A 26,427-nucleotide genomic window follows, 5' to 3' on the forward strand; every position below is an offset into this window, starting at 1 on the left:
ATCAGGCGTACCGTGCCTCCGCGCGCGCTCTTCGCGGGCCTTTCCTTCTCCGCCCGTGGGGGGCCACCGTCATGTCCGCATCCAATGAACTCCGTCCGCGTCGCATGCTGCCGAGCGGAACACCACGCTCGGCGCGCGGCCTGCTGGCCGCGGCGTCGGCAGCGCTCGCGATCGTCGCCCTCAGCGATGTCTTCGCCGTCTTCGCCGGAGCCCGGATCTACCTGCTCATCGACGAGGACCAGGGATTCGCCGCCGCTCCCCAGCAAAGGCTGGACGCTGCGTACTCGCTGTACCAGACAGCCGGCAACGTTCAGGGCATCGTGTTCCTGCCCTGTGCGGTCCTCTTCGTCGCCTGGTTCTTCTGGACGCGGCGCAACACCGGGCTGCTGGCACCCGATCGGTTCCGTAAGGGTCCGGGCTGGGCGATCGGCGGCTGGCTCATCCCACTGGCGAACTTCTGGCTGCCGTACCGCATCGCCGTCGACATGTGGGGTGCGGCGTCACCCCTGCCCGCCGACGGGGAACCGTACCGGGCGGGGATCTGGCCCGTGAACCTGTGGTGGGGTCTGCTCGTTTCCAGCTCGCTGTACGGCTTGTACGCCTCGTCGCGTTACGAGAGCGCAGGGACCCTCACGGAGACTCGGGCCGCGGTGATGCAGTACATGGCAGCGGACGCCGTGCACATCGCCGCTGCCGTGGCCGCGGTGTACTTCGCCGTCCGCCTGACCTCCATGCACTGGCTGAAGGCGACCGCGAGCAGCCCTTACAGCGCGTGAGGCGACGAGGCGTGCGGCAGTACCACCGCGCGGCCGTCGATCTCCCCGGCGTGCAGGCGCTCGTACGCCTCGGGCGCCTGTTCCAGTGTGAAGGTCTCGACGTGGGACGACACCAGACCCTGGCGTGCGAGCTCAAGGACCTCCATGAGCTCCGTCCGGCTGCCCCAGTAGGGGAAGGAGGCCGACACCTCGAACGGCAGCCCGCCCCCGAAGCCGACGGCCAGCGTGCCCCCGCCGAGGCCGACGACGGTGACGTCGCCCGCCACCGCCACCGACGCGGCGGCGACCGCCAGGGTCGCCTCGGCCCCGACGAAGTCCAGGACGACCTGCGCTCCCGTGCCGCCGGTGACCGCGCGGATCCGTGCGGCGGCCTCGCCGTCGGAGAGGAGCGTCTCGTGCGCGCCGACTTCACGTGCCAGTTCCAGCTTCTCCTTGCTCACGTCGAGGGCGACCACCCGGGCCGGGGTCAGCGCGCGCAGCAGCTGCACGGCGAGGTGCCCCAGACCACCGACGCCGATCACCACCGCCGTGCTGCCGGGCAGCAGCTTCGGCAGGGCTCCGCGGATCGCGTGGTACGGGGTCAGCCCGGCGTCCGTGAGGGGTGCCGCCTGGAGGGGGTCGAGTCCGTTCAGGGGCACCAGGTGCCGGGGCGAGTCCACCAGCATGTACTCCGCCAGGGCACCGGGTGAGCCGAGCCCCGGCGGCAGGATGCCGAGCCCGGCGGCGTGCGGACAGCAGTTCTCCCTGCCCTCGGCGCACTGGTGGCAGCGCCCACAGCCCCACGGGCCGTACACCGCCACCGCCTCGCCCTCCGTCACGCCGGTGACACCGGCACCCAGCGCCGCCACCGTGCCGACGCCCTCATGACCGAGGGTCATCGGCAGGGCGTAGGGAAACTGCTCCTCGGGCCAGCCCATCACCGCCAGATCGGAGTGACAGAGCCCCGCTGCCGTCACCTGCAGCAGCACCTGGCCCGGGCCGGGTTCGGGTACCGGGACTTCCACGACCTCGGGCGCCTGCCCCACTCGCCGGTACTGAAGTGCCTTCATCATCAAATCTCCTTGCTGGTGGACGGGTTCGGCCGGGTTCTCGCCCGGCGGCGCAGCACGGCGGGCAGGGCGATCCGGCCCCCCGTGAGGACAAGCGCCACGATGAGGACCGAGCCGGTGAACAGGCTCGCGGCCCACTGGGCGCTGGTGGCGAGCCCGAGTCCGGTGATGCCGGTCCCGAGCAGGAGGACGGCGAGGACCGTGCCCCAGGCGTTGAAGCGGCCCGCGCGCAACTGGGTCGCCCCGACGAAGGCGGCGGCGTAGGCCGACAGCAGATACGGGGTGCCCGCGGTCGGCGATCCCGAGCCGACCGAGGCCGTGAAGACGACACCGGCGAAACCGGAGAGCAGCGCGGCGGCCACCAGGGTCAGAAAGCGCAGCCGGTCGGTGCGCACTCCTTGCAGCCGGGCCGCGTCGGCATTGAATCCGGTCGCGTACAACCGGCGTCCGGAGGCGGTGTGTTCCAGCAGGAACCAGATGGCGAGGGCGGCCAGCAGCAGATACAGCACCGGCAGGGTGACGCCGCCGGCGTCCAGCTGGGCGATGCTCGCGAACGGCTGGGCGAGCAGTTGCACACCGGTGATCGAGCTGTCATCGGTGACCATGGTGATCAGGGACTGGATCAGCGCACCGGTGGCCAGGGTGGCGATGAACGAGTCGACGCGCAGGACCACCACCACGATGCCGTTGACGACCCCGACCAGCAGCGCGGCTGTCATCGCCAGGGCGATGGCCGTGCCGGGCCCGAGCCCGGCGGAGACCATGAAGTAGGCGGTCAGCACGCTGGTGAGCGACATGGTGAAGGCGATGGAGAGGTCGAAGACGCGTGCGGCCAGCGGTGGTACGACGCTGAGCGCGACCAGGCCCGCCACGGCGTTGCCGTTCAGTACCTGCTTGACCGTGATGGTGGTCGGGAACGTGTCCGGCGCCCACACCGTGAAGAGCACGACGATGACCAGCCACACGTACACGGCGCCGATGTTCCGGAACGACAGGGCGGCCGCCGCCCGCCGGACCGGTGTCCCCGGGACGGACACCGTGGATCTCTCCGGTACGGACGGCGGGAGCTCCGCCGTCCGGGTCGGGGTGGACGTCATGTCACTCGGTTCCTTCCGGTACTCATGTCACTCGGTTCCTTCCATGGCGTGCACGAGCGCGGGCTCGGTGATGTCCCGGCCGCTGATCTCCCGTGCGATCCGGCCGTCCCGCACCACCAGGACACGGGTGCACAGTGCGAGCAGGTCCTGCGTGTCGGAGGAGGACACGAGGACACCCATGCCCTCGTCGGACTGACGCTCTATCAGGTCGTAGAGCTGCAGACGGGTGGCGATGTCCACGCCCGCCGTGGGTTCGCACAGCGCCAGCACCGGCGGCCGTCCGGCCAGGCAGCGGGCCATGACGACCTTCTGCTGGTTGCCGCCGCTCAGCGTGGTGATCCTGGCCCCGCGTCCGGCCGTACGCACTCCGACGCGCCGGATCCAGTCCTCCGCCAGGGCGGACTCGCGGCGCCGGCGCAGCCGCCCGGAACGGGAGCGCAGCCGGTCCAGGAGCGGCAGGGTGAGGTTCTCACCGACCGAGAAATCGCCGATCACTCCCTCGCCCGCCCGGTCCGCCGGGACCAGAGGAAGACCCAGGCCGCTCGCGTCACGCGCCTCGGTCCACCGCTCGGAGCGTTCCGGCAACCGCAGCCTGCCGCTCACCCGCCCGGCATGGGCCCCGCACACCGCGTACGGCACGATCTCGTGGCCGGAGCCGACCAGCCCGGTGATGCCCAGGCGTTCGCCCCCGGCCAGGTCGAAGCCGACTCCCCGCAGGGGCCCGGCCCACAGGTCGCGGACCTCCAGCACAGGGTCGGCAGGACCGGAAGGGGCCGCCGGACGGTGCGCGGTCTCCGTCTCCTCGCCCGCCATCAGCTCCGCCAGCAGGCGCGGAGTGAGCTCGGCGACCGGGCGGGTGGCGATCCGGCGCCCGCCGCGGATCACGGTGACCCGGTCGGCGAGAGCGAAGATCTCGTCCATCCGGTGCGAGACGTAGAGGACGCCTGCGCCGGCCTCGCGGACCTCCCGCACGATGTCGAAGAGGCGGGCCACCTCGCCGGGCGGCAGCACCGCGGTGGGTTCGTCGAGGACCAGGACCCCGCGGCGGCCCTCCCAGCCCTGCAGCGCGGCGGCGATGGCCACCACCGTGCGCTGGACGGGGGTCGCCGTCATCAGGGGTCTGCGTACGTCGATGCCGATGCCGAACCGTTCGACGAGGGCGCTCGTCCGCCGCTCCATCTCCGGCCAGCGGATGTTGCCGAAGGCCGTGCGGGCGAAGCCATGGCTGAGCGCGAGGTTGTCGATGGCGCTCAACTCGCCCACCAGCCCCAGCTCCTGGTGGACGAAACGGAGCCGGTCGTGGCGGGAGGCCGTGACCTGGCCGAGCCCGAAGGGCTCGCCGTCGAGTTCGGCGACGGCACCCGGCTCCGCGTGGTGGTAGCCGGCGAGGATCTTGATGAGGGTGGATTTGCCGGAGCCGTTGGGGCCGATCAGGGCGTGGATCTCGCCGGGCATGACCTCGAGATCGACGTCCTTGAGCGCCTGGGTGCCGCCGAATCTCTTGGAGAGTCCCGCCACCCGCAGTACCGGCCCGGTCAACTCAGTCCCCACAGCGCCTTGAACTGCTTCTCGTAGTCCTCGACGATCGGGAAGTCACCGTCGGCCGAGGGCAGGTTGTCCTTGGTGACGAGCATGTTGGGCAGTACCGCTTTCTGGCCCACGGCCATGGACTGACCGGTGAAGTGCCGGGCCAGCGCGTCGGCCTGGAGCCACGCCGTCTCGTGCGAGTTCAGCGCCATCGCGCCGTCGGTGAGACCGCTCTGGATGTACTGGTAGTTCTGCGCGTCACCGACGTTGACGACGATGTGCTTGCCGGTGATCCCGGCGGTCTTCAGGGCGGCCGGCACACCCACGTTGAGCAGGCCCAGGGAGAAGACGACATGGGTCACCTTCGGGTGCGACCGGAGGTACGACACCACGCGGTCCGGCATGTCCTTGCCCACCGCGGTGATCGGCACGTCGACGTTGTCGAGCGCGCAACCGTCGCACCATTCCTTGTACTTGCCCGCGAAGGAGTCCTTGACGGGCTTGAGGATCGTGTACGCCGGCAGATCGAAGTAGACGGTGTCCGCCTTGGCGCCGCTGTTCGACACCACCCATGAGGCGAGCATCTCGCCCTGCACGCCGACGTCCTTCGGCCCGTTCTTCAGCAGGGAGATGCCGTCGCCCGTCACGTCGTCGGCGTTCGACTGGATGACGGGGATGCCGGCCGCCTTCAGCTGTGCCAGCTGCTTGGCATAGACGGCACGGGGGAAACCGGAGGCGACGACGGCGTCCGGCTTGTCTCGTACGGCCTGCTCGTAGGCGGCCTGTACGGACTCCGGGGTGCCCTGGGTGGCGATCTGCTTGACCTGCCAGCCGAGTTCCTTCGCGGCCTCGGTGAAGAAGTCGGCGAGGTCCTTGCAGGACTGGACGCCGCAGAGGATGAAGTCGATCTTCTTGCCCTTGGGGATCGCCTTGCCCACGGGCTGGGTCACGGAGATCGTGGCCGGTCGTTCGGAGTACTTCGCCAGGGCGGCGCGGGCCGCCGTCAGGCCGGGGGAACCGGGCGCCCCCGCCTGAGTCGGGCCGGCAGCCGGAGTGGTCCCGGAGCCGCATGCCGCGAGGGCGAGCAGAGCGGTGACGGGGAGGATCGCGGTCAGGGCGCGGCGGACCGCGCGACGGGGTCTGGAACTCATCGTTGAGCACTCCCGTGGTGTGACGGAGAAACTTATGAGGCACTACAGCCTCAAGTGGGTCGGAGTGTGACATGGCCCAGCGGGCTTGGGGAGAGGGCTACCGCAAGAAATTCCGGAACAACGGCGCGAAAGGGCGGTGACCTCGGAAGGTGTGGAGATCGTTCACCGGCGCGAGTATTGCTCCCGGCTGCCAGCGGTAACTACACTCAATCTAAAGTTTCTGCCGGAGGAGAGATGATGGACGAAACGTCGGAGCCGGCCACGGCACGGTGCCCCGGGCCCAGCGTCCAGGACTACCTCGACCAGGACAGCCGCCCCGTTCCCCCCGCCCTGAGGTACGAGCGGAACGACTACCTTGGCAGCGAGGACATCGACACCGCCCGTTTCACCTCCCGCGAGTGGGCCGAACGCGAGATGCGGCAGGTCTGGCGGCGCGTCTGGCAGTTCGCCTGCCTGGAGAGCGAGATTCCCGAGGTCGGCGACCATGAGGTCTACGAGATCGGCGACGACTCCCTCATCGTCGTCCGCACGGCTCCCGACGAGATCCGCGCCTACGTCAACGTCTGTCTGCACCGAGGCCGCAAACTGCGCACCGGCGGCGGCAACGTCAGCGAGTTCCGCTGCTCGTTCCACGGCTTCACCTGGAACCTGGACGGCACGATGCAGACCCCGCCCTGCGCCTGGGACTTCCCGCACGTCACCCCGGAGAAGTTCGCCCTCCCCGAGGCCCGGGTGGCCACCTGGCGCGGCTTCGTCTTCATCAATATGGACCCGTACGCCGAGTCCTTCGACAGCTACCGCGGCACCTTCGACGACTACTACATCTGGCCGCTGGAGAACCGCTACAAGTCGCTGCACGTCGCCAAGGTGCTGCCCTGCAACTGGAAGGTCGCGCAGGACGCGTTCATCGAGTCCTTCCATGTGATCGCCACTCATCCGCAGATGCTGACGTGGCTCGCCGACGCCAACTCGCAGTACGACGTCATGGCGGACCAGCCGAACTGGAACCGGATGATCAACATCCAGGGCGCCCCCAGCCCGCACGTGGCGGACTCGGTCACGGAGGAGGACGTCCTGGAGACCTTCTACGACTCGCGTTCGTTCTACGCCGCCGCCCAAGGCCGTGACCTGGTGATGCAGGAGGGTGACGAACTGCCGGCGATCCCGCCCGGCGGCACCGCCCGCCAGGTCCTCGCCGCGCGGATGCGCGAGCAACTGGCGGCCACCTCACAGCAGGACTTCTCACAGACCCCCGACACCGAGCTGCTGGACGCCATCAACTACTTGCTGTTCCCCAATTTCAACCCCTGGGGCGGCGCCAAGTCGAACATCATCTACCGGTTCCGCCCCAACGGCCTGGACCCCGACTCCTGCACCGCCGAGATCATCTTCATGTCGTCCCCGAAGCAGCCCGGCGAGACGCCGCCCCCGGCGAAGATCCGCTGGGTGCCGGAGGACACGCTCTTCGCCGACATCCCCGAACTGGGCGTGCTCGGGCCCGTCTTCGACCAGGACTGCGAGAACCTGCCCTACGTCCAGCAGGGCCTGAAGGCGATGCGCAAGCCGGGCATCACCCTGGCGAACTACCAGGAGAGCCGTATCCGCCACTTCAACCAGACGCTCGACCAGTGGATGAGCAGGTGACCCACCGGGTGGCGGTCAGACCCTCCGGTGTCGAGCTCGACGTCCTCGACGGGGAGGACGTGTTCACCGCCGCCCGGCGACTCGGCTACCGCTGGCCCACCGTCTGCGGCGGCAAGGGCACCTGCCGTACCTGCTTCGTCCAGGTCGAGGAGGGTGCCGAGAACTGTTCCCCCGTGGGCCCGTTGGAACGCGAGGGCATCGAGGCCCTGCGCAGACCGGTGGACGGCCTGACCCGGCTCGCCTGCCGGCTCCGGGTCGAGGGCCCGGTGACCGTGACCAAGCGCGGCGTACGCCGCCGAGTGCAGGAGTGAGGCCCCCATGGCCAAGCAAGTGATCCACCCGCTGACCGGCCATGTGTACCGGCTCACCGAGGACGGACTGGTCGAGGTGACCGACCCCAGGACAGGGGTGCAGGGCGTCTTCGACTTCCAGGCCCGGTGGCAGTCGGGCGAACTGCGCCACGCCGACCTCCAGATGGCCGGCTGGGTCGGCCGCCTCGCCCAGCGGCGCACCACCCAGCAGCCGGAGGAGTGATCCCGTGACGTCTCCCACCACCCGGGTGGTCTGCCTGGCGCGCCGGCCCGACGGAGAACCGCTCCCCGGTGACTTCGCCGTCGAGGAGCGCCCGCTGCCGCCCCTGGGGGAGGGGCAGCTACTCGTCCGCAACCTCTACATGAGCGTCGACCCGTCCATGCGCGGGCGGCTGTCCACCACCGAGAAGCACTACACGCACAACTTCACCCCCGGATCACCGCTCGACGGCCGGGCCCTCGGTGTCGTGGAGGAGAGCCGCTGCGCCTCGGTGCCGCCGGGCACGTACGTACGCCACCAGCTCGGCTGGCGGGAGCGGGCGGTGCTCGACGCGACGGCCGTCGACGGCGCCGGTCGCATCGACCCGGAACTCGCGCCGCTGCCCACCTGGCTGGGCCTGCTCGGCCAGACCGGATTCACCGCGTACGTCGGCCTGACCCGTATCGCGCGACTGCGTCCGGGCGACACCGTCTTCGTGTCCGCGGCGGCCGGTGCCGTCGGCACCGCCGCCGGCCAGTTCGCCCGTCTGCTGGGCGCGGACCGCGTGATCGGGACTGCCGGAGGGCCGGACAAGTGCGCCCTGCTGGTGAAGGAGTTCGGCTACGACGCGGCCGCGGACTACCGTGCCGAGCCGGTGCGCGACGCGCTGGCGCGACTGGCACCCGACGGCATCGACGTGTACTTCGACAACGTCGGCGGTGAGCAGCTCGCCGCAGCTCTGCACGCGCTGCGCACCGGTGGCCGGGTCGCCCTGTGCGGCATGATGTCGCAGTTCGGCGGCGGAGGGCGGACCGCGGACATCAACCAGTTGATCCAGGCGGTCCTCAAGCGGCTGACGTTGTCCGGCTTCATCGTCCGCGACCACGAGGACCTGCGGCCGGAGTTCGAGCAGCGGGTCGCGGGCTGGCTCGCCGAGGGCCGGATCACCGCACGCGAGACGGTCGTCGACGGCCTGGAGAACGCCGCGGGGGCGCTGCTGTCCCTGCTGGGCGGCGGCAACGTCGGCAAGATGCTGGTGCGGCTGGACGGTTCCCGCTGAGACTGCCGGAAACGGCGCCCCGGCCGGGGCGCCGTTTCAGCGCATGGGCTGTGACGTGGCGACGGTGTGGGCCGTCAGGGAGACCCCGACCCGGGTCATTCCCGCGACGGCCGTCCGGAAGTCCTTGATGTGCGCGGTGGCGAAGTGCTCGTCGAGGGCCTGCCGCGAGGTCCAGTGCTCGTACACCCTGATGCGCCGCTCGTCGGCGGGATCCGCGGTCATCGCGTAGTCGAGACAGCCGGGTTCCTCTTCTCGGGTACGCCGGCCCAGCTCGACGAGGGCCGTCAGCATGGTGTCGCGGTCGCCGGGTCGGTAGTCCATCCAGCCGGAGACGATGATTTCCTCAGCCATGGTGGTCCTTTCGAGGTCGTGCCCGCGGGCCCGTCGCTCCGGTGCAGGGGAAGCGACGGGCCCGCGGTGTTCTCAGATGGCGAGCGGGGCGGGAACACTGTCGACGGTGACCGTGCCCTGCTCACCGTCGACCGTGATCACCATTCCGTCCCGCAGCCGTCGCGTCCCGCCCTCGACGGAGATCACGGCCGGGATGCCCAGCTCGCGGCAGACCACCACGGCGTGGCTGTTGAGCGCGCCCACGTCCACGACGGCCGCGCCGGCGACCAGGAACAGCGGGGTCCAGGCCGCGTCCGTGATCGGCGCGACCAGCACTTCGCCGGGCTCCAGTGCCTCGCAGGAAGCCGGGTCGGTGACCACTCGCACCCTGCCGGTGTACGTGCCGTGGCTGCCGCCCACGCCACCGAGCACATCGCCCTCGGCGGCCGCCTCGGTCCGCTCCTCGGCGCGGCGCGGCCAGGTGTCGATCTCGGTCTGCGCGTCGTCGGCGACGAAGAACGGCGGTTCCAGCTCGTGCAGACCCGCGTACTCCTCGAGCCGCCGCGCGATCACCGGGCCGAAGGACTCCGGGGCGGCGACGTAGTCGTCGAGTTCGGTGTCCAGCAGCATCATCACGTCCTCGGGCCGGGCGAAGAGCCCCGCCGCGACGCCGCGGCGGCCGAGCTCCCGTACGGCCATGCGGATCTCGTTGACGACGGTGACGCAGTTCGCCTTGGTGCGCTCGCGGGCCGGGATCCACACCCGGGAGGCGTGCATGCCGGCGTCGAACATGGGCTGTACGTCGTCGGGCAGCAGCTCCCGGATCTCCCGCGCCGTCCGCTCGCGTCCCTCGGTCAGCCGTTTCCGCCGGGCGGCCGGGGAGTCGTCGTCGGAGCTGTGCCGGATACGGTCGACCAGGGCCAGCGCCTGGACGGGCGACGCCTCCCACGACAGCGCGTGGATGTCCCACTCGTTGGGGCCGCGGTCGCCGGACTCCGCGAGGAACTCCTCGAAGGAGTCACGGAACGCCTTCACGTCCCCGCTCGCCCCGTCGAGCGCCCGCTCCACCGCGGCCGGGCCCTGGTCGAAGAGCGTGCTCAGTTCGGCCGAGGCCGCCACCTGGCGGGACAGTGTCCACAGCCCGGTCGACGGGGAGGCGGAGTCGACGTCGCCGAGACCGCCGATGAGGTCGAGCATGGCGCCGGGGCGGTCCACGCTCGCGCACAGCGGGCCGAGGATCGCCGGTCCGACGGACGCGGGCAGCGACGACTCGACGTGCCGCTGGAAGGTCGTCTCCACCTCGTCCAGCAAGGACCGGGCGTGCGCCACCAGTCCGGCGTCGGACAGCCTCGTCAGGTCGGGTCGCGAGCGGCGCAGCGCGCGCAGCCGTTCCCGGTCGGCGTCGGCCTCCGGGAAACCGGTCTGGCCGAGCATCCGCTGGAGCGTCGCGCCCGCCTTGGCGGTCAGTTCCTCGTCCTGGTCGTCCGGGTGCGCCAGATACACCGGCGTGTCGGAGCGCTGACCGACGAAGGCCGCGTCGATCTGGTCCGCCGTCTGGCCCATGCGGATGCCGAACAGCCGCATGTGGGACAGGTTCAGGTAGAAGTGGCCGCCGAACATGCCGACGAACGGCGGCCGGGGGCCGGCCACCTCCTCCTCGCGGTAGATGCCGAACCCGACGAAGCCGCGACGCCAGCCCTGCAGGCCCCGTCCCCAGACCAGGGTCCAGCCCAGCGGGCTGGCGGGGTCCGGCAGGGTCTCTCCCGCGTTGGCCCGGGTGTAGTGCGGCAGCCGCTCACTGCGCTGCCAGTCCGTGATCCAGCTCTTCATGACCGAGGTCTCCCGCTGTCCGTGTCCGCGCCGCCTACCACTGCGCTGTTCCGCCGTCGACGCTGATCAGCGTGCCGGTGATACCCGCCCCCGCCTCGCTCGCGAGCAGCGAGGCGACCGCCGCGACCTGCTCCACCGTGGTGATCTTCTTGGTGGCGGCGTGCTCGGCGAAGCGGCTCAGCCAGTCCTCGTAGGAGATGCCCTCGGCCTCCGCGGCGGCGGGACCCGCGGCCCGCATGAGGTCGGTGTCGACGGCGCCGGGGCAGATCGCGTTGCAGGTGATGCCCTGGGTGCCGTACTCGAAGGCGGTCGCCTTGGTCAGGCCGTGGATGGCGTGCTTGTTGGTGATGTAGTGGCTGATCGCGGGCTTGTTGGCCTGCTTGCCCTCCACCGAGGAGATGTTGATGATGCGGCCCCAGCCGCCCTCCAGCATCTTCGGCAGGGCCCGGCGGGTGCCGTAGAAGTAGCCGTTGATGTTCAGGTTGAGTGCGTCGTGCCAGGCCTCGTCGCTGAGCTGGTGGATCGGGGCGAAGCCGGAGCTGCCGCCGACGTTGTTGACCCAGATGTCGAGCCTGCCGAAGCGCTCGGCGGCGAAGTCGGCGAGGCCCTCGATGTCCTCCTGGCTGTTGGCGTCGCAGGGGTGGAAGACGGCCCGGTCCCCGGCGTCCATCTCCTCCAGGGCCTGCTTGCCCTTGACCTCGCTGCGGCCGCTGACGACGACCGTGGCGCCGTCGGCCAGGAAGGCCTCGGCGATGGCGCGTCCGATGCTGCGCGTGCTGCCCGTGATCACCGCGACACGTCCGTCGAGGCTGCCCGTAGCCACCATGATGTTCTCCCGCGAGTGTTGTTGGTTGCTCACCTGGCGGCTCTGGGGGCTGCTGTGGCGCCACTGTCCAGGTGTCGGTGAATGGTGCGGTGGAAGTGCTGGAGCCCGGGCTCGTTGCGTCCGAAGACGAAGTCGGTCCCGTCGAGGGCCTTCAGGCCCTGCTGGACTCCGTAGGTGGTCGCGTAGTCCTCGTCGCGGACCACCTCGTGGAACCACGCGCCGAACCGGTCGGCGGCCTCGCGCTCCTCCTCGGTGACCGCCGGGTCCCGCAGCAGGATGATCTGCTGGGTCACCGACTCGGTGGCCGTCCGGGGAAGCACCAGGGAGACGGCGATCTTCTGGCGCCAGCCGCCCGCGATCGCGAGGCCCGGGAAGAGCCAGTAGATGGGCCCGACACAGTCCCCCGGGTCGCGCTGGTCCGGCGGCAGTTCGACCGCCTGCGCGATGGGGCGCAGGGCCGGTGCGATGCGCTGGTGGGGGCCCCAGGTGTCGTGGGCCATCATGTTCGAGAGGTTCGTCTCGAACACCGTCTTCGGGTGCAGCGAGGCGAAGTGGTACGTCTCCAGGTACCCGTCGAGCGTGACCTTCCAGTTGGGACTGGTCAGCTCGCTGGTGGCGTAGTGGTGGCACTCCGCCAGCCGGAGGCCCTCCAGCAGGGGCTGGAGGTCGCCCAGCCAGGTGTCCAGGTCGGGCTCGGCCGCCGGGTCCAGCGAGACGAAGACGATCCCCGCGCGCTCCCCGGCCGGGAGCCTGACGAGGCTGCGGCCCTCACGTGGCACCTCGCCGAACGTCTTCTCGGCGTACACGCCCCGCAGCTCTCCGGCGAGGTCGTACGACCAGGAGTGGTACGGGCAGGTGAGCCGCTTCGACACCCCGCAGCCGGGTTCGAGGAGCTTGGCCCCCCGGTGCCGGCAGGCGTTGATCATCGCGTGCACGGCGCCCTGTCGGTCACGGGTGATCAGCACGGGGATGCCGAGCACGTCGATCGCCTTGTAGGTGTTCGGCCCGGGAAGCTCGCAGGACATGGCGAGCGGCAGCGGGACGCTGCGGTGGACGGCGTCCGTCTCGCGCCGCCAGCGGTCGGCGTCGAGGTAGTTGGCGACGGGTTCCGTCCACTGGCCGTCCGCCTCGTGCGTCGTGTTGTCGCGGTAGTGCGTCATCACACGCTCGACGAGTTCGGCGGCCTCCCGCCGCATCGTCACGGATGCGGCGTCGGTGGACCGGTCCTGGCTGATCCACGACGCGTATTCGGGGGCCGAGGGGGCCGAGGAGGCCGATGGGGCCGGCGGGGCTGAGATCGACGACCTGGGCCCCGCGTCTGTTTCCCGAATCTCCGGCGAACTGGTCTGGACCACGATGTCCTCACATCCTCCCAGCCGCGAGCCGGTGACCGGCTTCGGAATGCGACAGCTGGGCTGTGTCCGAAACGACAACAGGACTTAGTGTGGTCTGTCAATAGAAAGTGGCGAAGAGGCCGCTCGGTGTTCCGTGGGGGTGGGTGTGATGGTCATGACCCTGCCGTTCGAGGTGGGCGTGGTGGTGCGGGACCTGCAGCTGATGGAGCGCTTCTACTGCGACGTGCTCGGCTGCCGCGCCGAGCGCCGCTCGGGTGTGCCGGAGTCCGTCGGCGGCCCGGCCGGACTCGGCGGCGAGCTGGTGGTCGCCTGGCTGCGGGTGCCCTCCGGGGGATGCGTCAAGTTGATCCTTCCCCGGTCGGCGGCGGTGCCGGAGCGGGCGGGCGCCTTGCCGGCCGGGCGTCCGGGCCTGTCGTATCTCACCTTCCACTTCGACGACATGGGCCCGGTCGTGGAGGCGCTGCGGGCCGCAGGTGCCCGGCCTCTGTCGGACCCGGTCGTCGTCCGGGCGCGCGGTCGGCGGATCAGCTTCTGGGCGGATCCGGAGGGCAACTCCGTCGAGTTGGTGGACGCGCGGGGCGGCGATCCGGGTCCGGGGCGTAGTAATTAGAGACGCTGTTCAGTAAGGTGCCCATGCTGGTTACTGTAGACCGGCACAAGTAAGTCCGATTGCTTGGCAACCTCCCTCGGACGAAGGGGCGGACGATGGCTCAACGAGCGTCAACGGCGTCGAAGAAATCCACGCAGGTCAGCGAGCAGGTCATCAAGGACCTGCACGAGCGCATGGTGCGCATCCGGCTGTTCGAGACGGAGGCGGGAAAGCTCATGGAGGCCGGCAAACTGCCCGGCTTCCTGCACCTCTATGTCGGCCAGGAGGCCGTCGCCGCCGGCGTGATGGCGGCCCTGCGCGACGACGACCAGATCACCTCCACCCACCGCGGCCACGGGCACGCCGTGGCCAAGGGCGTCGGCTTCCGCGAGATGTACGCCGAGCTGTACGGCCGGGTCACCGGCGCCTGCCTCGGCCGCGGCGGGAGCATGCACATCAACGACCTCACCCGCGGCATGCTCGGCGCCAACGGCATCGTCGGGGCGGGCGTCCCGATCGCCGTGGGCGCCGCCTTCGCCGCCCGGTACAAGGGCGAGGACAACGTCGCCGTGACCTTCTTCGGCGACGGCGCCACCAACATCGGCGCCTGGCACGAGGGCGCCAACATGGCCGCGATCCTCGGCCTGCCGGTGGTCTTCGTCTGCGAGAACAACGGCTACGCGGAGTTCACGCCGCAGTCCGGGCACATGCTGCTCACCGACGTCGCCGACCGGGCCGCCGCCTACGGGATGCCCAGCGTGATCGTCGACGGCATGGACGCGGTCGCCGTCCACCGGGCCGCCATCGAGGCCGTCGAACGGGCCCGGGCCGGCGCGGGCCCGACGATGATCGAGGCCAAGACCTACCGCTACTTCGACCACCAGGGCGTCAAGGGCCTGCGCCACCCCTACCGCTCGGACGAGGAGGTCGCCGAGTGGAAGGCCCGCGACCCCATCGACCTGCTGGAGGTCCGGGCCGTCGCCGACGGCACCGCGACCCGTGCGGAGCTGGACGACGTATGGCGGCGCACGCGCGACGAGATCGCCGACGCCATCGCGTACGCCGAGGCGAGCCCGCTGCCCGACCCCGCCGATCTGCTGCTCAACGTCTACTCGGGATGACCGCCATGACCGCCATGACCACCACCGAGGCGTCGGCCGTCACCCCGGTCGCCGCCTCCCGCAAACTGTCCTACGTCAAGGCCTTCAACGAGGGACTCGCCCAGGCCATGCGCGAGGACGAGAACGTCTTCGTCGCCGGCGAGGACGTGGCCGGATACGGCGGCGTCTTCCGCATGTTCGACAACCTGCTCGACGAGTTCGGCCCCCGCCGCATGATCGACACCCCGATCTCCGAAGCCGCCCTCGTCGGCCTCGGTGTGGGAGCCGCCGCCCGGGGCCTGCGACCCGTCGTCGACCTGATGTTCATGGACTTCATCGGCGTCTGCCTCGACCAGATCGTCAACCAGGCGGCCAAGATGAAGTACATGTTCGGCGGCGCGCTGTCCGTGCCGCTCACCATCACCACCGCCTCCGGCGCGGGCCTCGGCGCCGCCGCCCAGCACAGCCAGAGCCTGGAGGCCTGGCTGGCCCACGTGCCCGGCCTCAAGGTGGTCATGCCCAGCGACGCGTACACCGCCAAGGGCCTGACCGTCTCGGCCATCCGGGACGACAACCCGGTCGTCATCATGCTCAACAAGGTCCTGCTCGGCAGCACCAGCGAGGTGCCCGAGGAGATCTACGGCATCCCCCTGGGCCAGGCGCACACCGCACGCCACGGCTCCGACGTCACGGTGATCGCCCTGGGCCGCATGGTGGGGGAGGCCCTCGCGGCGGCCGACGAACTCGCCGCCGAGGGCGTGGAGATCGAGGTGATCGACCCCCGCAGTGTGCAGCCGCTGGACACCGAGACGATGTTCGCCTCCGTCCGCCGCACCAACCGGGTGCTCGTGGTGCACGAGGCCGTCACCTTCGGCGGGCTCGGCGCTGAGATAGCCGCCCAGATCCAGGACTCCGTCTTCGACTACCTGGACGCGCCGGTCCTGCGCATCGGCGCGCCCTTCTCCCCGGTTCCCTTCTCCCCGGTCCTGGAGAAGGCGTACGTGCCCGATCGCGCCCGCATCGCCCAGGGCTGCCGGCGTCTCCTCGAAAGGTCGTGACCGACATGGCGGTCGAGGTCCTGCTGCCGAAGATCGGTCTGACCATGCAGGAAGGCACGATCGACGAATGGCTCGTGCCGGTCGGCGCGGCGGTCGCGGAGGGCGACGCGCTGCTGAGGCTGGCGACCGACAAGGTCGACGTGGACGTCGAGGCGGAGGCCGGGGGACGGTTCCACCCGGTGGTCCCGGCGGGGGTCACCGTCCCCACCGGGGCCCTCATCGGCTGGCTGCTGGCCGAGGGCGAGCAGCCACCGGGCCCGGGGGGTACGCCGATGCCCGCCGGGCCCGGAGCCGGCGCGGGTGCGGCCGCCGAGCCTGCGGGTACGAGCGCCCTGCCTGACCTCGCCGGCGCCGGTGCGGCTCCCCACACAGGCCTTGCCGCCGACGCGCCCTCCGTCAACGGCACCACCGGCCGGCTTCTGTCCTCACCCAACGCCCGGCGGGTCGCCACCGCTGCCGACGTCGAGCTCACCGCCGTACGCGGCACGGGACCGGGCGGCAGGATCGTCTCCGAGGACGTGGAGGAGTTCCTCGCGGCCCTCCCCGGCGACCTCGGCACGCCGGTCCCGCCGGGCGGCAGCTCCTTCTCGCCGCTGGTCCGCAAGCTGGCGAAGGAGAGGGGCATCGACCTCTCCGAGGTGAACGGCACCGGCCCGGGCGGCCGGATCCGCCGCTCCGACCTCGACGCCATCACCCCGGCCCCTCCCCACCGGGACACGGCCCCTCGGCCCGGCGACGTCCTCCCGCTCACCGGGATGCGCGGCACCATCGCCCGCAGGATGCACGCCAGCCTCCAGGAGATGGCACAGCTGACGCACGGCTACGAGGTGCGGATGGACGCCGTGGTGTCCCTGCGGGACCGGCTCAAGGAGGAGTGGGCCGACAGCGATCTGCCGGTGCCCGGCCTCAACGACTTCCTGCTGAAGGCAGCCGCCCTGGCCCTGCGCGAGCACCCGCTGCTCAACGCGACGGTGCGGGAGGACGGCATCCATCTGCTCGACGGCATCCACCTGGGCTTCGCCGTTGCCGTTCCGGGCGGTCTCATGGTCCCGGTGATCGAGGATGCCGTGGAGCTGCCGTTGCCCGAGATCGCCCGCCGGTCCAAGGCCCTGGCCCAGGCCGCGCGCGAGGGGCGGATCTCCCCCGCACAGCTGGAAGGGGCCACCTTCACCGTCACCTCGCTCGGCGGATACGGCGTGGACTTCTTCACCCCGGTGATCAACCCCGGCAACGTCGCGATCCTCGGGGTGGGCAGGCTCAGGGACGGCGTCGAGTGGGCGGACGACCGGCCGCTGCGGACGCGGGTGCTCACCCTGAGCCTCACCTTCGACCACCGCGCCGTCGACGGGGCACCCGCGGCCGAATACCTGCGCACGGTCGGTGAGTTGCTGCGCAGGCCCCTCCGGCTCCTGGTGTGATCCGCCGGACCGGCCCTCAGGTCGCCGGGTCGGCGATCCGCTCCGCGAGAGCGCCGACCTCGCGGACGAACGAGCGGTGCCCCAGCGACCGGTACACATCGTCGCCCCGGACCTGTGAGATCGCCGCGGTCTCGAGCAGTGCCAGCAGGCCCAGGCCGATCACCGCCGCCTCGGCGTCGGACACGGAAGCGCGGGCCTTGCGGATCAGCCGCACCAGCTCGTCCAGCAACTCGCTGCGGCTCTCCTGGCGCAGGGCCTCCGCCTCCTGGCTCATGCCGGCCGACGACACGAAGAACACGGTGGCGGCGGAGCGGTGTTCGCCCAGCCAGGACAGCAGCGTGGTGACCGCCGCACCGATGTCCGAGCCGGGTTCGTGGGCCTCGGTGAGCGCCTGCAACTGCTCGCGCAGTGCGGTGGCGAACGCCCGCATCCCCTCCGCCAGGACCTGGTCCTTGGAGGAGAAGTGGTAGTACACCGCTGCCGAGGTCATCTCCGCGCGAGCGGCGATGTCGGCCACCGTCACCTCGTCCGGCGGCTGAGTGGCGAACAGCTCGGTGGCTGCTTCGATCACCCACTGCTTGCGCGACGGACGGTGAGCGGCGCGGGTTCCGGAGGTCGTCATGATGTCAAGTATGCCGGGCGCCGAGTGTCCCGTAAGCCCACACGCAGCAGGAATTACTCGGCCGTGCGGTTGGAGTTACTGGATAGCATGGTCAGTACACAGGGCCCGCGGTCGCGGGGTCACGGCAGTCGGCAGGGAGCATGATGGCCAGCACGAAGAACGGCAAGCAGCCCGCCCACCGACCCTCGCGGCGGCAGCACATCATCACCGCCGCCGTGCGGGTGTTCGGCCGCAACGGGTTCGCGGAGACCAGCATCCAGGACATCGCCGACGAGGCCCAGGTGGTGCCGACGGCCGTCTACTACCACTTCGACGGCAAGGAGGAACTGCTCGAACTCGCCATGCGTCGCGTGTTCGACCAGCTGAACGCGGTCGTGGAGGCGGCCCGTCCCGAGTCCGAGCCGGGTGACGCGGAAGGGCTGATCCGCGTCATCGACGCCGTGTGGGACTGGGTGGAGCAGAACCCGGACGAGGCCCGCCTGTACCAGGTCCAGGTCGCCTCGGCCAACGGCAGCGTCAAGGTGCTGCGGGACGAGTTCGAGCAGCGGCACATCCAGCGTGGCTACGACTATCTGCCCGAGGGCACCACCCGCAGCCCCCGGGCGGCGAAGGTGCGGCACGCGTCACAGGCCCTCGCGGTCCGCACCCTGATCAGTACGACGATGCTCGTCACCGCGCTGCGGGCGGAGGGGGGACCGCTGTCCCAGTTGCCCTCCCGCTCCGTGCTGGAGGCGGTCAGAGGGCTGGCGCTGCGCATCGTCGCCACCGAGGAGAAACCGGCGAAAGCAGCGAAAGTAGCGAAAACGGCGAAAGTTGCGAGCCCTGCTAACTCGGCCAAGCCGGCCAGGTAACGGACCTGATTCGGTTCACCAGGCCAGTGGTCTGCGGTCGGCGAACAGCCCTCCCGTCGTCTCGTCGCCCTCGGGCAGGGTCGCCAGCCAGACCGGGGTGTCCGCCCCCTCCCGCGGACCGCGCGGGGCGGAGGGTCCGCCCATGCCGCTGCGGGTCCAGCCGGGGTCGGCGGCGTTGACCAGGACGCCGGTGCCGGACAGCTCGGCGGCGAGCATGCGGGTCAGGGCGTTGAGCGCCGTCTTGGAGACGCGGTAGGCGGGATGCCGGCCGGAGTCCATCAGCGCCAGCGAGCCGTACGAGCTGGTGACGTTCACGACCCGCCCGTAGCCGGCTTCCACCATGCCGGGTACGACGGCCTGCGCCACCCGCCAGGCACCGGTGAAGTTGGTGTCCAGCGTGGCGTGCAGGATGTCCTCGTCGACGTACGGGGGCCGCAGCTCCCCGTCCAGCGACACCCCGGCGTTGTTCACCAGCACGTCGATCCCGCCGGTCAGCACCGTCGCGTCCCGGACCGCTTCGGTGACGCTCCGCGCGGAGGTCACGTCCAGGGCCAGCGGCACCGCCGCCGGGCCTATGGCACCGCACGCCTCCTCGGCGGCCTCCGTTTTTCGTGCCGCGACCAGGACCCGCAGCCCCCGGTCCGCGAGCTGCCGGCCGATCTCCAGACCGATTCCCCGTGCCCCGCCCGTGACCAGTGCGGTTCTGCCGTCGTGCCGCATGGCGGTTCCGCCCCTTTCATACCGTGAGGACCGAGCAGGCGCTGATCCCGGGCGCCCCGTACACATGGGTGAAGCCCACCCGGGGAGCGCCGGGCACCTGCAGACCCGGAGCCCGGCCCTGCAACTGCCGTACGACCTCGTGGAACTGACGCAGCCCGGAGGCGCCGACGGGCTCCCCGCCGGCCAGACAGCCGCCGTCGGTGTTGACCGGTATCCGGCCCGTGGCATCGGTGTCCCCGGCGGCCAGCAGCGCCTCCTGCTCGCCGTGGCCGCACAGCCCGGTCTCCGCCAGGTGGATCAGCTCCGAGCCACTGTCGGTGTCCTGCAACTGGGCCACCTGTACGTCAGCGGGACGCAGCCCCGCCGTGCGGAAGACCGCCTCCGCGGCGTCCACGCTGGGGCTGCGGTGCGGTCCCGGGGGCAACCAGGGCGAGAACACCTCGAACGAACCGAACCGCCGGGTCCTGAAGGCCAGCGACGCGAGCCTGACCGGCCGTTCGCACAGGTCGAACGCGCGGTCGCCGAGCGCCAGCACCAGCGCCGCCGCGCCCTGTCCGGGCGAACAGAACATGTACTGGGTGAGCGGGGGACTGACCTCGGCGGAGTCCAGGATCTCCTGCTCCGTCAGCGGCTTGCGCCGCCACGCCAGGGGGTGGTGCGAGCCGTTGCGGAAAGCCCGCGCCGCCACCATCGCCAGCGCCTGCTCCGAGATCCCGTGTTCGTACAGGTACCGCCGGGTCTTGAGGGCGAAGAACTGGGTCGTGAGCATCATGCCGGTCTCGGCGTACCAGTCGCCCAGACCGTAGCGGGCGGCGGAGACGTGGAAGGCGCCCCGCTCGTGCTTGTCGAAGCCCACGGCCAGTCCGAGGGAGGCCTCGCCCGCACGCAGCGCGTTGGCCACCGTGAGGACGGTGGAGGCACCGGTCGCGCAGCCGTTCTGCACGTTGACGAACGGCACTCCGGTCAGGCCCAGCCGGCCCACCAGGGTGTCGGGCTTGCCGGACACGTCGGAGCCGCCGGCCGCGTAGCCGATGTCCTCCCAGGCGACACCGGCGTCGGCCAGCGCCTCGCGTATCGCACGCTCGGCCATGTCCATTCCGGTGACGCTCTCGTCGCGGCCGAAGGGATGCATCCCGCAGCCCACGACATAGACGTCGTCGGTCCGCCTCATCGTCCGCCGTCCCGGTCCGGTGCGAACGCGAAGGTCAGCACCTCGGTCCCGTCCTCGTCCTGGTACGCCGTCACGGTGGTGAGCCGGACCGGCAGACCGATCCGGATCTCCGAGCGGGGTACCGCCAGCCGCGCTTCGACAAGCACCTCACCGAGGTCCACATAGCCCACGTGGTAGGCCCGGTGACCGCCGGACGGCGGCCGGTACGGCGGCTTCGGCGGGAACGCCTGGAGCGTCCACGACCAGACCCGCCCGCTCACCGGCAGCACCCGCGCGCACATGGTCCCGTCCTGACACCTGGGGCAGGAGTCCTGCCGGGGGAAGACGACGGTGCCGCACGCGGAGCAGCGGGCGCCCACGAGACGCGGTGGATGCCTCGCGTCGGTACCCCCGCCCAACCCCCCGTCGAACAGGGACTCGTCGATGAGTCTGGTGGCCATGCCGTCCCGCCTTCCACGTCACCAGCCCAGCAGCCCGGCCAGCCGTTCCCGATGGTGTGCGGCGCCGCCCAGCAGGACCGCGTCCGACTGCGCGCGCCGGAAGAACAGGTGCGCGTCGTGCTCCCAGGTGAAGCCCATCCCGCCGTGGAACTGCACGCACTCGGCGGCGACGGATACGAACGCCTCGCCGCACCACGCCTGCGCCACCGCCGCCGCCTCGGCCTGCGCCCCCGGTGAGCCGTCCGCCAGGACCGCGCGCACCACGGCCGACCGTGCGGCCTCGACCTGGAGCAGCATGTCGGCGCAGGCGTGCTTGACCGCCTGGAAGCCGCCGATCGCCCTGCCGAACTGGGTGCGGTCGCGCACATGGGCCACCGTCATGTCCAGCGCGGCCTGTGCTCCGCCGAGTTGCTCGGCGGCCAGGGCGATCAGGGCCACGTCCAGGGCGCGGGAGACGATGTCCGTTCCCTCGCCGCCGGCGGTCAGCGCCCTGGCCCGGGCCCCGGAGAAGGTGACCACCGCCTGGCCCCGGCTGAGGTCCAGCGTGGGCACCCGGCGCACCGTGACCCCGGGCTCGCGCGGGTCGGCCAGGAAGAGGTCCACACCATCGGCACCGGCCGCGGCCACCACCAGCGCCTCGGCGTCGGCGCCGTCGAGGACGAACGGCGCGGTGCCGTCCAGCAGCGGGACACCGCCCTGCCAGGAGACGGCCACCGGCACGGCGTCGGGCCGCCACACCCCGTCGGGCGCGGTCACCGCCAGGGCATGCACGGTGCCCTCGGCGAGCTCGGCCAGCGCCTTGTCGGCCGTACCGCAGCCGGCCAGCACCTGCCCGGCCAGCACGGTCGAGGACAGCAGCGGTACCGGTGCCAGCGTCCTGCCCAGCTCCTCGCAGACGGCGGCGATCTCGGCGAGGCCGCCGATGCCACCCGCCGACTCGGGCAGACCGAGGCCCGCGAGGCCGACCTGCCGGCCGAGGGTGTCCCACAACTCGGCGTCGATGCCGGGGGCTTCCTCGGACATCCGGCGAACCGCGGCGGTCCCGCCGGCATCGGCGCACACCGACCGAACGGTCTCGCGCAGGTCGTCCAGCTCGGTGTCCGACAGGGCTGTGCCCTCGGTCGTCGTGCTCGTCATCCTGTGCTCCCGCCCTCGTCCTGCCGCTGCCGCAGGGCACTGTGCGCGGCGGCCATGCGGGCCACCGGTACGCGGTGCGCGGAACAGGAGACGTAGTCGAGGCCGACGTCGTCGCAGAAGGCGATCGACTCCGCGTCCCCGCCGTGCTCACCGCACACACCGAGCTTGATGCCGGGCCGTACGCTCCGCGCCTGCTGTACCGCCATGCCGATCAGGGCGCCCACCCCGTGCGGGTCGAGCCGGGCGAACGGGCTGGCGGTCAGGAACCCGCGCTCCTGGTACGAGGCGAGCACCTGACGCTCGACGTCGTCCCGGGAGAACCCGTAGGTGAGCTGAGTGAGGTCGTTGGTGCCGAAGGAGAAGAACTCGGCGTGCTCGGCGAGTTCGCCGGCCAGCAGCGCGGCCCGCGGGGTCTCGATCATCGTGCCGAGCCGGTACGGGACCTCCACCCCGGTGCGAGCGGCGACCGCGTCGGCGGCACCACGCACGTACGCGGCCGCGGCGGCGAGTTCCTCCGGCAGGCTGACGAGCGGGATCATCACCTCCAGCTCCGGCCGCACTCCGCCGGCGGCGACATCGGCCCAGGCGGTGAAGAGCGCCTCGGCCTGTGCCGGGTAGAGCCTCTCGTGCAGCAGTGCCAGCCGCACTCCGCGCAGCCCGAGCATCGGGTTGGCCTCGCGCAGCGCGGCGGCCCGCTGCTCCTCGCCCGCGTCCAGGGCCTGTCCGGGGGCGGGCAGGAACTCGTGCAGCGGGGCGTCCAGCAGGCGCACGGTCACCGGGCGGTTCCCGACGGCGGCCAGCAGCGCGCGGAAGTCCTCGTGCTGGGCGCGCTCCAGCGCCAGCAGCGCCTCGTCGCGTGCGGCCGGGTCGGCGGCCACGATCACCCGGCGGATCAGCGGCAGTCGCTCGCCGAGGAACTGGTGTTCCGTGCGGCACAGTCCGACACCCTCCGCGCCCAGGGCGAGGGCGGTGCCGACCTCGGCGGCGGTGTCGGCGTTGGCCCGGACGCCCAGTCGGCGCATGCCGTCCGCCCACTCCAGCAGGGTGGACAGTTCGGGCGGCGGTCCGGCGACGCTGACGCTCAGCGTCCCCGCGTAGACGGCGCCGGTACGACCGTCCAGCGACACCGGGTCGCCCTCGCGCAGCACCCGCTCCCCGAAGCGGACCGTTCCGGCGGTCAGGTCCACGCGCATCCCCTCGGCACCGCACACCGCGGGCTTGCCGGCGCCCCGCGCGACCACGGCGGCGTGCGAGGCGATCCCGCCGCTGCCGGTCAGCACGGCAGCCGAGGCCAGCATCCCGGGGACGTCCACCGGGGTCGTCTCGGCGGCCACGAGCACGACCCGCGTACCGTCCGCGGCCAGTTCGAGGGCGCGTTCACTGGACAGCACGACCGCTCCGGCCGCCGCACCCGGGGACGCGGGCAACCCCCTGACCAGGAGGTCCTCCCCGCCGGTCAGCCGCAGCTGCGGATGCAGCAGTTCCTGCACCTGCGCGGGGGTGATCCGGCGTACGGCGTCCTCGCGGCCGAGCGCCCCGTCCCGGGCCAGGTCCGCGGCCAGACAGACCGCCGCCCGGAGCGGCGGGCGGAGTTGCGCCGAGGCGGCGAGCAGGGAGATCTCGTCGTCGCGCACCTCGAAGTCGACCGACACCGGCGCCCGCAGGTGACGCTCAAGGGTGAGCAGGGAGTGCTCCAGCAGCGCCGTCCCGCCCGCGAGCCGCTCCAGCGGTTCACCGGGGTGCGGCGGCGGAGCGCTGCGGCGCACTCCCCGGAAGAAGGAGCCCTGGGGGGAGAGCCGCCCGGTCTCGGGATCGCGGCTGACCGCCGTGCCGTAGCCCGAGTGGTCCGCCGGGCCGATGCGCAGCGCCTGCACGTGCAGGGCGAGGCTCAGATCGGCGGGGAGCCGCTGGGCCCGGCGGGACCTCCGCGCCCGCGGCGAGTCCCACCGGGCGAGGAGGGCGCGGGCCGCCAGCGCGAGCTGCTGCGCCGGGTCGTCGGGGAAGGGCATGGAGCCGTGCCGCGCCACCAGGGAGAGCAGCGCTTCGACCCGCGCCTGCGGCTCGGGCGTGTCCAGGAGAGCGTCGTCGAGCACGGCACCGGACACGTCGAGGGCGTACTCGGCGATCATCCGGACGGTGCCGGCCCACACTTCGTACAGGGCCTCCGTGCGTCCGATGACGGCGCACAGGTCGTCGGCGTTGCCCGGGGTCACGCCGAGACAGGCGAGGTCGGGCGGCAGTCCCGCGATCTCGGTCGGCGCGCTCGCCGACAGACGCAGCAGCAGGGGCCGGCCCCCGTCGCCGATCCGCCGCCCCGAGAGCTGCTCGACCAGACCGACGGCGGCCTCGGCGGTGCCGGGTTCGCCCAGCGACGCGGAGGCACCCGCGGGCACGGTGAGCCCCGGCACGACAGGCAGCCCGAGGGCCACCAGCCGGTCCATCGCCGCGCCGTGCGCGCCCAGCTCGCCGACGTCGAGGCCCCGGCTCCTGCCCTGCCCGTAGGGCACCAGGACCCGGCCGGGGGCCTCGGAGGGCTCGGCAAGGGCGCCGGATCGTGCTGCGAGGGGTCCCGCTTCGCGGTCGGCGACGCTCACCCCCGGCTCCTCATGACCAGTTCCTCTTCCCGGGCCTCGTCCTCGGCCCGGCTGATCCCCAGCACGAGCAGCAGTTCCTGGTGCAGCCGCATCCACACGGTGTGGTACGAGTCGCACAGCGGCGAGGCCAGCCACGCCGTCGCGCCGTCGTCGAAACGGTCGAGGGCTTCCTCCAGGGCCGGGAGGTACCGGTCGCTGCCCGCGAGCACCCGCTCCAGTCTGCGCAGCACGGGCTGGATGGCCTCGTGCACGTCTTCCAGCGACTCGCGCACCTCGGCGTCGTAGGCGTCGTCGGAGTGGTCGTTCGCGGTGCCGTCGGGCCGGCACTGCCATGCCGTGCACACGTCGCGGATCTTCCGGTTGACCGGCAGGAACGCCTCGTAAGCAGCGGTGATCCGTTCCTCCTGCTCGGAGCCGGCGGGAACCCGCAGGATCCGCGCGGCGGCGGCCTTGGCCCGCTCGGTCGGCAGCACCACCGGGCCCTTCACCATCGCAAGCCCGGCGTCGACCAGCGGACGGTGCTCGGACTCCGGCCGGCCGCGCCACATGCCCCGCAGGACGAGATCGACGACGGCTTCGCCGAGAGGCTCGTCGGGGGCGTCCGGAAGGCCCACGGCAGCTGATTGCATCGCCACACCTGTTCCCCGGTTCTGTGGTGACCGGTTCCTCGGTTCTGTGTTGCCCGGAGGTTACGCCTCAAGAAGCCCGTTAGTGAAGAGGGACTCAAGAAACACTTTTCGATGCGCCTGCCTCGGCCCGGCTGTCGCCGGCCTTCGCGCGATCCCGGGCGGCGAGGAACGCCGCCATACGGTCGCGCGCCTCCCGGCCGTCCGCCAGGGCGGCGATCAGCCGCGCCTCTTCGGCGAGGTGGCGGCCCAGTTCCTCGCCGGTGCCGGTGCGCAGCAGGCCCTTCGCGGCGCGCAGTGCGTCACCGGCGCCGGCGGCCAGTCCGGCCGCGGTGCGGTGCGCCGCGACGTCCAGTTCCTCGCCCTCCACGGAGCGGGAGACCAGGCCCCATCGTTCGGCGTCGTCCCCGGTCAGGACCCGGTTGGTGAGGATCAGGTCCGCCGCCCTGCGAGGGCCCACCAGGCGTGGCAGGAACCACGAGGCCCCGCAGTCCGGCGTCAGCCCGATCGCCGTGTACGCCAGCCGGAACCGCGCGGACCGCGCCGCCAGGACGATGTCGCCCACCAGCGCCAGGCCGACCCCGCCACCCGCGGCGGCGCCGCGCACGGCGGTCACCACCGGGACCGGCAGCTCGTACAGGGTCTGTACCGCCGCGTGCGCGGCGCTCGCCACGGCGTGGACGTAGGCGCCGGTCCCGGCGTCGCGACCGGCGAAGGCGCGCAGGTCACCGCCGACGCAGAAGCTGCCGCCCGCCGCCCGCAGCAGCACGGCGCCGCCCGGGTCCGCGGCCACCTCGCGCGTGGTGTCCCGCAACGCCTCGGCCGTCCTCAGATCCAGGGCGTTGCCCCGTCCAGGATCGTCCAGTCGCAGCTCGACGACCCGGTCGGGGTGGCGGACGATCCGGACCGGCTCGGTGCTCACGGCACGGCTCATGGGTGCTTCTCC

26 protein-coding genes are annotated in these 26,427 nt (G+C 71.7%); 10 read left to right on the plus strand and 16 right to left on the minus strand.

Going from position 1 to position 26,427, the window contains the following annotated elements; translation table 11 throughout:
• Positions 1-71 precede the first annotated feature (71 nt).
• Positions 72-776 carry a DUF4328 domain-containing protein gene (locus tag ACH4G3_RS15445; RefSeq protein ID WP_397624926.1) on the plus strand — a complete coding sequence of 235 codons (705 nt, stop codon included), beginning with the start codon at positions 72-74 and terminating at the stop codon, positions 774-776.
• On the opposite strand, the gene ACH4G3_RS15450 is transcribed toward ACH4G3_RS15445, so the two are convergent.
• The 4 genes from ACH4G3_RS15450 to ACH4G3_RS15465 are packed head-to-tail and all read right to left on the minus strand — an operon-like array spanning position 764 to position 5,600.
• Positions 764-1,825: an NAD(P)-dependent alcohol dehydrogenase gene (locus ACH4G3_RS15450; RefSeq protein WP_397625493.1), complete on the minus strand. Its 1,062-nt coding sequence runs from the start codon at positions 1,823-1,825 to the stop codon at positions 764-766. The genes ACH4G3_RS15445 and ACH4G3_RS15450 overlap by 13 nt on opposite strands.
• Before the next feature lie 2 nt (positions 1,826-1,827).
• Positions 1,828-2,922, minus strand: coding sequence for an ABC transporter permease (locus tag ACH4G3_RS15455; RefSeq protein WP_397624927.1), 1,095 nt, complete (start codon positions 2,920-2,922; stop codon positions 1,828-1,830).
• Positions 2,923-2,949: 27 nt separating this feature from the next.
• On the minus strand, positions 2,950-4,461 hold the full coding sequence (locus ACH4G3_RS15460) for a sugar ABC transporter ATP-binding protein (protein ID WP_397624928.1): 1,512 nt from the start codon (positions 4,459-4,461) through the stop codon (positions 2,950-2,952).
• Positions 4,458-5,600, minus strand: a complete 1,143-nt coding sequence (locus ACH4G3_RS15465; RefSeq protein ID WP_397624929.1) for a sugar ABC transporter substrate-binding protein — start codon at positions 5,598-5,600, stop codon at positions 4,458-4,460. The genes ACH4G3_RS15460 and ACH4G3_RS15465 overlap by 4 nt, the downstream gene beginning before the upstream one ends.
• A gap of 237 nt (positions 5,601-5,837) precedes the next feature.
• Here ACH4G3_RS15465 and ACH4G3_RS15470 point away from each other — a divergent pair, with 237 nt between their 5' ends.
• From ACH4G3_RS15470 to ACH4G3_RS15485, 4 genes are read left to right on the plus strand one after another with little or no spacing between them, the layout of a single operon-like run.
• Positions 5,838-7,244, plus strand: coding sequence for an aromatic ring-hydroxylating oxygenase subunit alpha (locus ACH4G3_RS15470; protein WP_397624930.1), 1,407 nt, complete (start codon positions 5,838-5,840; stop codon positions 7,242-7,244).
• Positions 7,229-7,555: a 2Fe-2S iron-sulfur cluster-binding protein gene (locus ACH4G3_RS15475; RefSeq protein WP_397624931.1), complete on the plus strand. Its 327-nt coding sequence runs from the start codon at positions 7,229-7,231 to the stop codon at positions 7,553-7,555. Before ACH4G3_RS15470 ends, ACH4G3_RS15475 begins: the two co-directional genes overlap by 16 nt.
• A gap of 7 nt (positions 7,556-7,562) precedes the next feature.
• Positions 7,563-7,778, plus strand: coding sequence for a transposase (locus tag ACH4G3_RS15480; protein ID WP_397624932.1), 216 nt, complete (start codon positions 7,563-7,565; stop codon positions 7,776-7,778).
• 4 nt (positions 7,779-7,782) lie between these two features.
• Positions 7,783-8,814, plus strand: coding sequence for an NADP-dependent oxidoreductase (locus ACH4G3_RS15485; RefSeq protein WP_397624933.1), 1,032 nt, complete (start codon positions 7,783-7,785; stop codon positions 8,812-8,814).
• A 36-nt stretch (positions 8,815-8,850) separates the two neighbouring features.
• Here the strand turns inward: ACH4G3_RS15485 and ACH4G3_RS15490 are convergent, their stop codons facing one another.
• From ACH4G3_RS15490 to ACH4G3_RS15505, 4 genes are all read right to left on the minus strand, one after another.
• Positions 8,851-9,165, minus strand: coding sequence for a putative quinol monooxygenase (locus tag ACH4G3_RS15490; RefSeq protein WP_397624934.1), 315 nt, complete (start codon positions 9,163-9,165; stop codon positions 8,851-8,853).
• Positions 9,166-9,237: 72 nt separating this feature from the next.
• On the minus strand, positions 9,238-10,974 hold the full coding sequence (locus ACH4G3_RS15495) for a PEP-utilizing enzyme (protein ID WP_397624935.1): 1,737 nt from the start codon (positions 10,972-10,974) through the stop codon (positions 9,238-9,240).
• A 34-nt stretch (positions 10,975-11,008) separates the two neighbouring features.
• Positions 11,009-11,833 (minus strand): SDR family NAD(P)-dependent oxidoreductase, encoded by an 825-nt coding sequence (locus ACH4G3_RS15500; protein ID WP_397624936.1) that lies wholly within the window; start codon positions 11,831-11,833, stop codon positions 11,009-11,011.
• Positions 11,830-12,996 (minus strand): aromatic ring-hydroxylating oxygenase subunit alpha, encoded by a 1,167-nt coding sequence (locus ACH4G3_RS15505; protein WP_397625494.1) that lies wholly within the window; start codon positions 12,994-12,996, stop codon positions 11,830-11,832. Before ACH4G3_RS15505 ends, ACH4G3_RS15500 begins: the two co-directional genes overlap by 4 nt.
• 313 nt (positions 12,997-13,309) lie before the next feature.
• On the opposite strand from ACH4G3_RS15505, the gene ACH4G3_RS15510 reads away from it, so the two are divergent.
• The 4 genes from ACH4G3_RS15510 to ACH4G3_RS15525 all read left to right on the plus strand — a co-directional run bounded on the left by ACH4G3_RS15510 (position 13,310) and on the right by ACH4G3_RS15525 (position 17,320).
• Positions 13,310-13,765, plus strand: coding sequence for a VOC family protein (locus tag ACH4G3_RS15510; RefSeq protein ID WP_397624937.1), 456 nt, complete (start codon positions 13,310-13,312; stop codon positions 13,763-13,765).
• 95 nt (positions 13,766-13,860) lie between these two features.
• Positions 13,861-14,865, plus strand: a complete 1,005-nt coding sequence (locus tag ACH4G3_RS15515) for a thiamine pyrophosphate-dependent dehydrogenase E1 component subunit alpha (RefSeq protein WP_397624938.1) — start codon at positions 13,861-13,863, stop codon at positions 14,863-14,865.
• 5 nt (positions 14,866-14,870) lie between these two features.
• Positions 14,871-15,902, plus strand: coding sequence for an alpha-ketoacid dehydrogenase subunit beta (locus ACH4G3_RS15520; protein ID WP_397624939.1), 1,032 nt, complete (start codon positions 14,871-14,873; stop codon positions 15,900-15,902).
• A 5-nt stretch (positions 15,903-15,907) separates the two neighbouring features.
• On the plus strand, positions 15,908-17,320 hold the full coding sequence (locus tag ACH4G3_RS15525) for a dihydrolipoamide acetyltransferase family protein (protein WP_397624940.1): 1,413 nt from the start codon (positions 15,908-15,910) through the stop codon (positions 17,318-17,320).
• Positions 17,321-17,336: 16 nt separating this feature from the next.
• On the opposite strand, the gene ACH4G3_RS15530 is transcribed toward ACH4G3_RS15525, so the two are convergent.
• Positions 17,337-17,942, minus strand: coding sequence for a TetR/AcrR family transcriptional regulator (locus ACH4G3_RS15530; protein WP_397624941.1), 606 nt, complete (start codon positions 17,940-17,942; stop codon positions 17,337-17,339).
• 143 nt (positions 17,943-18,085) lie between these two features.
• On the opposite strand from ACH4G3_RS15530, the gene ACH4G3_RS15535 reads away from it, so the two are divergent.
• Positions 18,086-18,793: a TetR/AcrR family transcriptional regulator gene (locus ACH4G3_RS15535; RefSeq protein WP_397624942.1), complete on the plus strand. Its 708-nt coding sequence runs from the start codon at positions 18,086-18,088 to the stop codon at positions 18,791-18,793.
• Between the two features lie 15 nt (positions 18,794-18,808).
• Here the strand turns inward: ACH4G3_RS15535 and ACH4G3_RS15540 are convergent, their stop codons facing one another.
• From ACH4G3_RS15540 to ACH4G3_RS15570, 7 genes are all read right to left on the minus strand, one after another.
• Positions 18,809-19,513, minus strand: coding sequence for an SDR family NAD(P)-dependent oxidoreductase (locus ACH4G3_RS15540; protein WP_397624943.1), 705 nt, complete (start codon positions 19,511-19,513; stop codon positions 18,809-18,811).
• Positions 19,514-19,529: 16 nt separating this feature from the next.
• A complete protein-coding gene (locus ACH4G3_RS15545) occupies positions 19,530-20,684 on the minus strand; it encodes a thiolase family protein (RefSeq protein ID WP_397624944.1) in 1,155 nt (384 codons plus the stop codon).
• On the minus strand, positions 20,681-21,124 hold the full coding sequence (locus tag ACH4G3_RS15550; RefSeq protein WP_397624945.1) for a Zn-ribbon domain-containing OB-fold protein: 444 nt from the start codon (positions 21,122-21,124) through the stop codon (positions 20,681-20,683). Before ACH4G3_RS15550 ends, ACH4G3_RS15545 begins: the two co-directional genes overlap by 4 nt.
• An 18-nt stretch (positions 21,125-21,142) precedes the next feature.
• Entirely contained in the window at positions 21,143-22,261 is a 1,119-nt protein-coding gene (locus ACH4G3_RS15555; RefSeq protein ID WP_397624946.1) for an acyl-CoA dehydrogenase family protein, read from the minus strand.
• Entirely contained in the window at positions 22,258-24,855 is a 2,598-nt protein-coding gene (locus tag ACH4G3_RS15560; protein WP_397624947.1) for a putative PEP-binding protein, read from the minus strand. The genes ACH4G3_RS15555 and ACH4G3_RS15560 overlap by 4 nt, the downstream gene beginning before the upstream one ends.
• A complete protein-coding gene (locus ACH4G3_RS15565) occupies positions 24,852-25,484 on the minus strand; it encodes a hypothetical protein (protein ID WP_397624948.1) in 633 nt (210 codons plus the stop codon). The genes ACH4G3_RS15560 and ACH4G3_RS15565 overlap by 4 nt, the downstream gene beginning before the upstream one ends.
• 94 nt (positions 25,485-25,578) lie before the next feature.
• The gene (locus tag ACH4G3_RS15570) at positions 25,579-26,415 is read right to left on the minus strand and encodes an enoyl-CoA hydratase/isomerase family protein (protein WP_397624949.1); all 837 of its coding nucleotides are present in this window, start codon (positions 26,413-26,415) and stop codon (positions 25,579-25,581) included.
• Positions 26,416-26,427 lie beyond the last annotated feature (12 nt).

The organism is Streptomyces afghaniensis (assembly GCF_044327915.1).
Classification (GTDB): domain Bacteria; phylum Actinomycetota; class Actinomycetes; order Streptomycetales; family Streptomycetaceae; genus Streptomyces; species Streptomyces afghaniensis.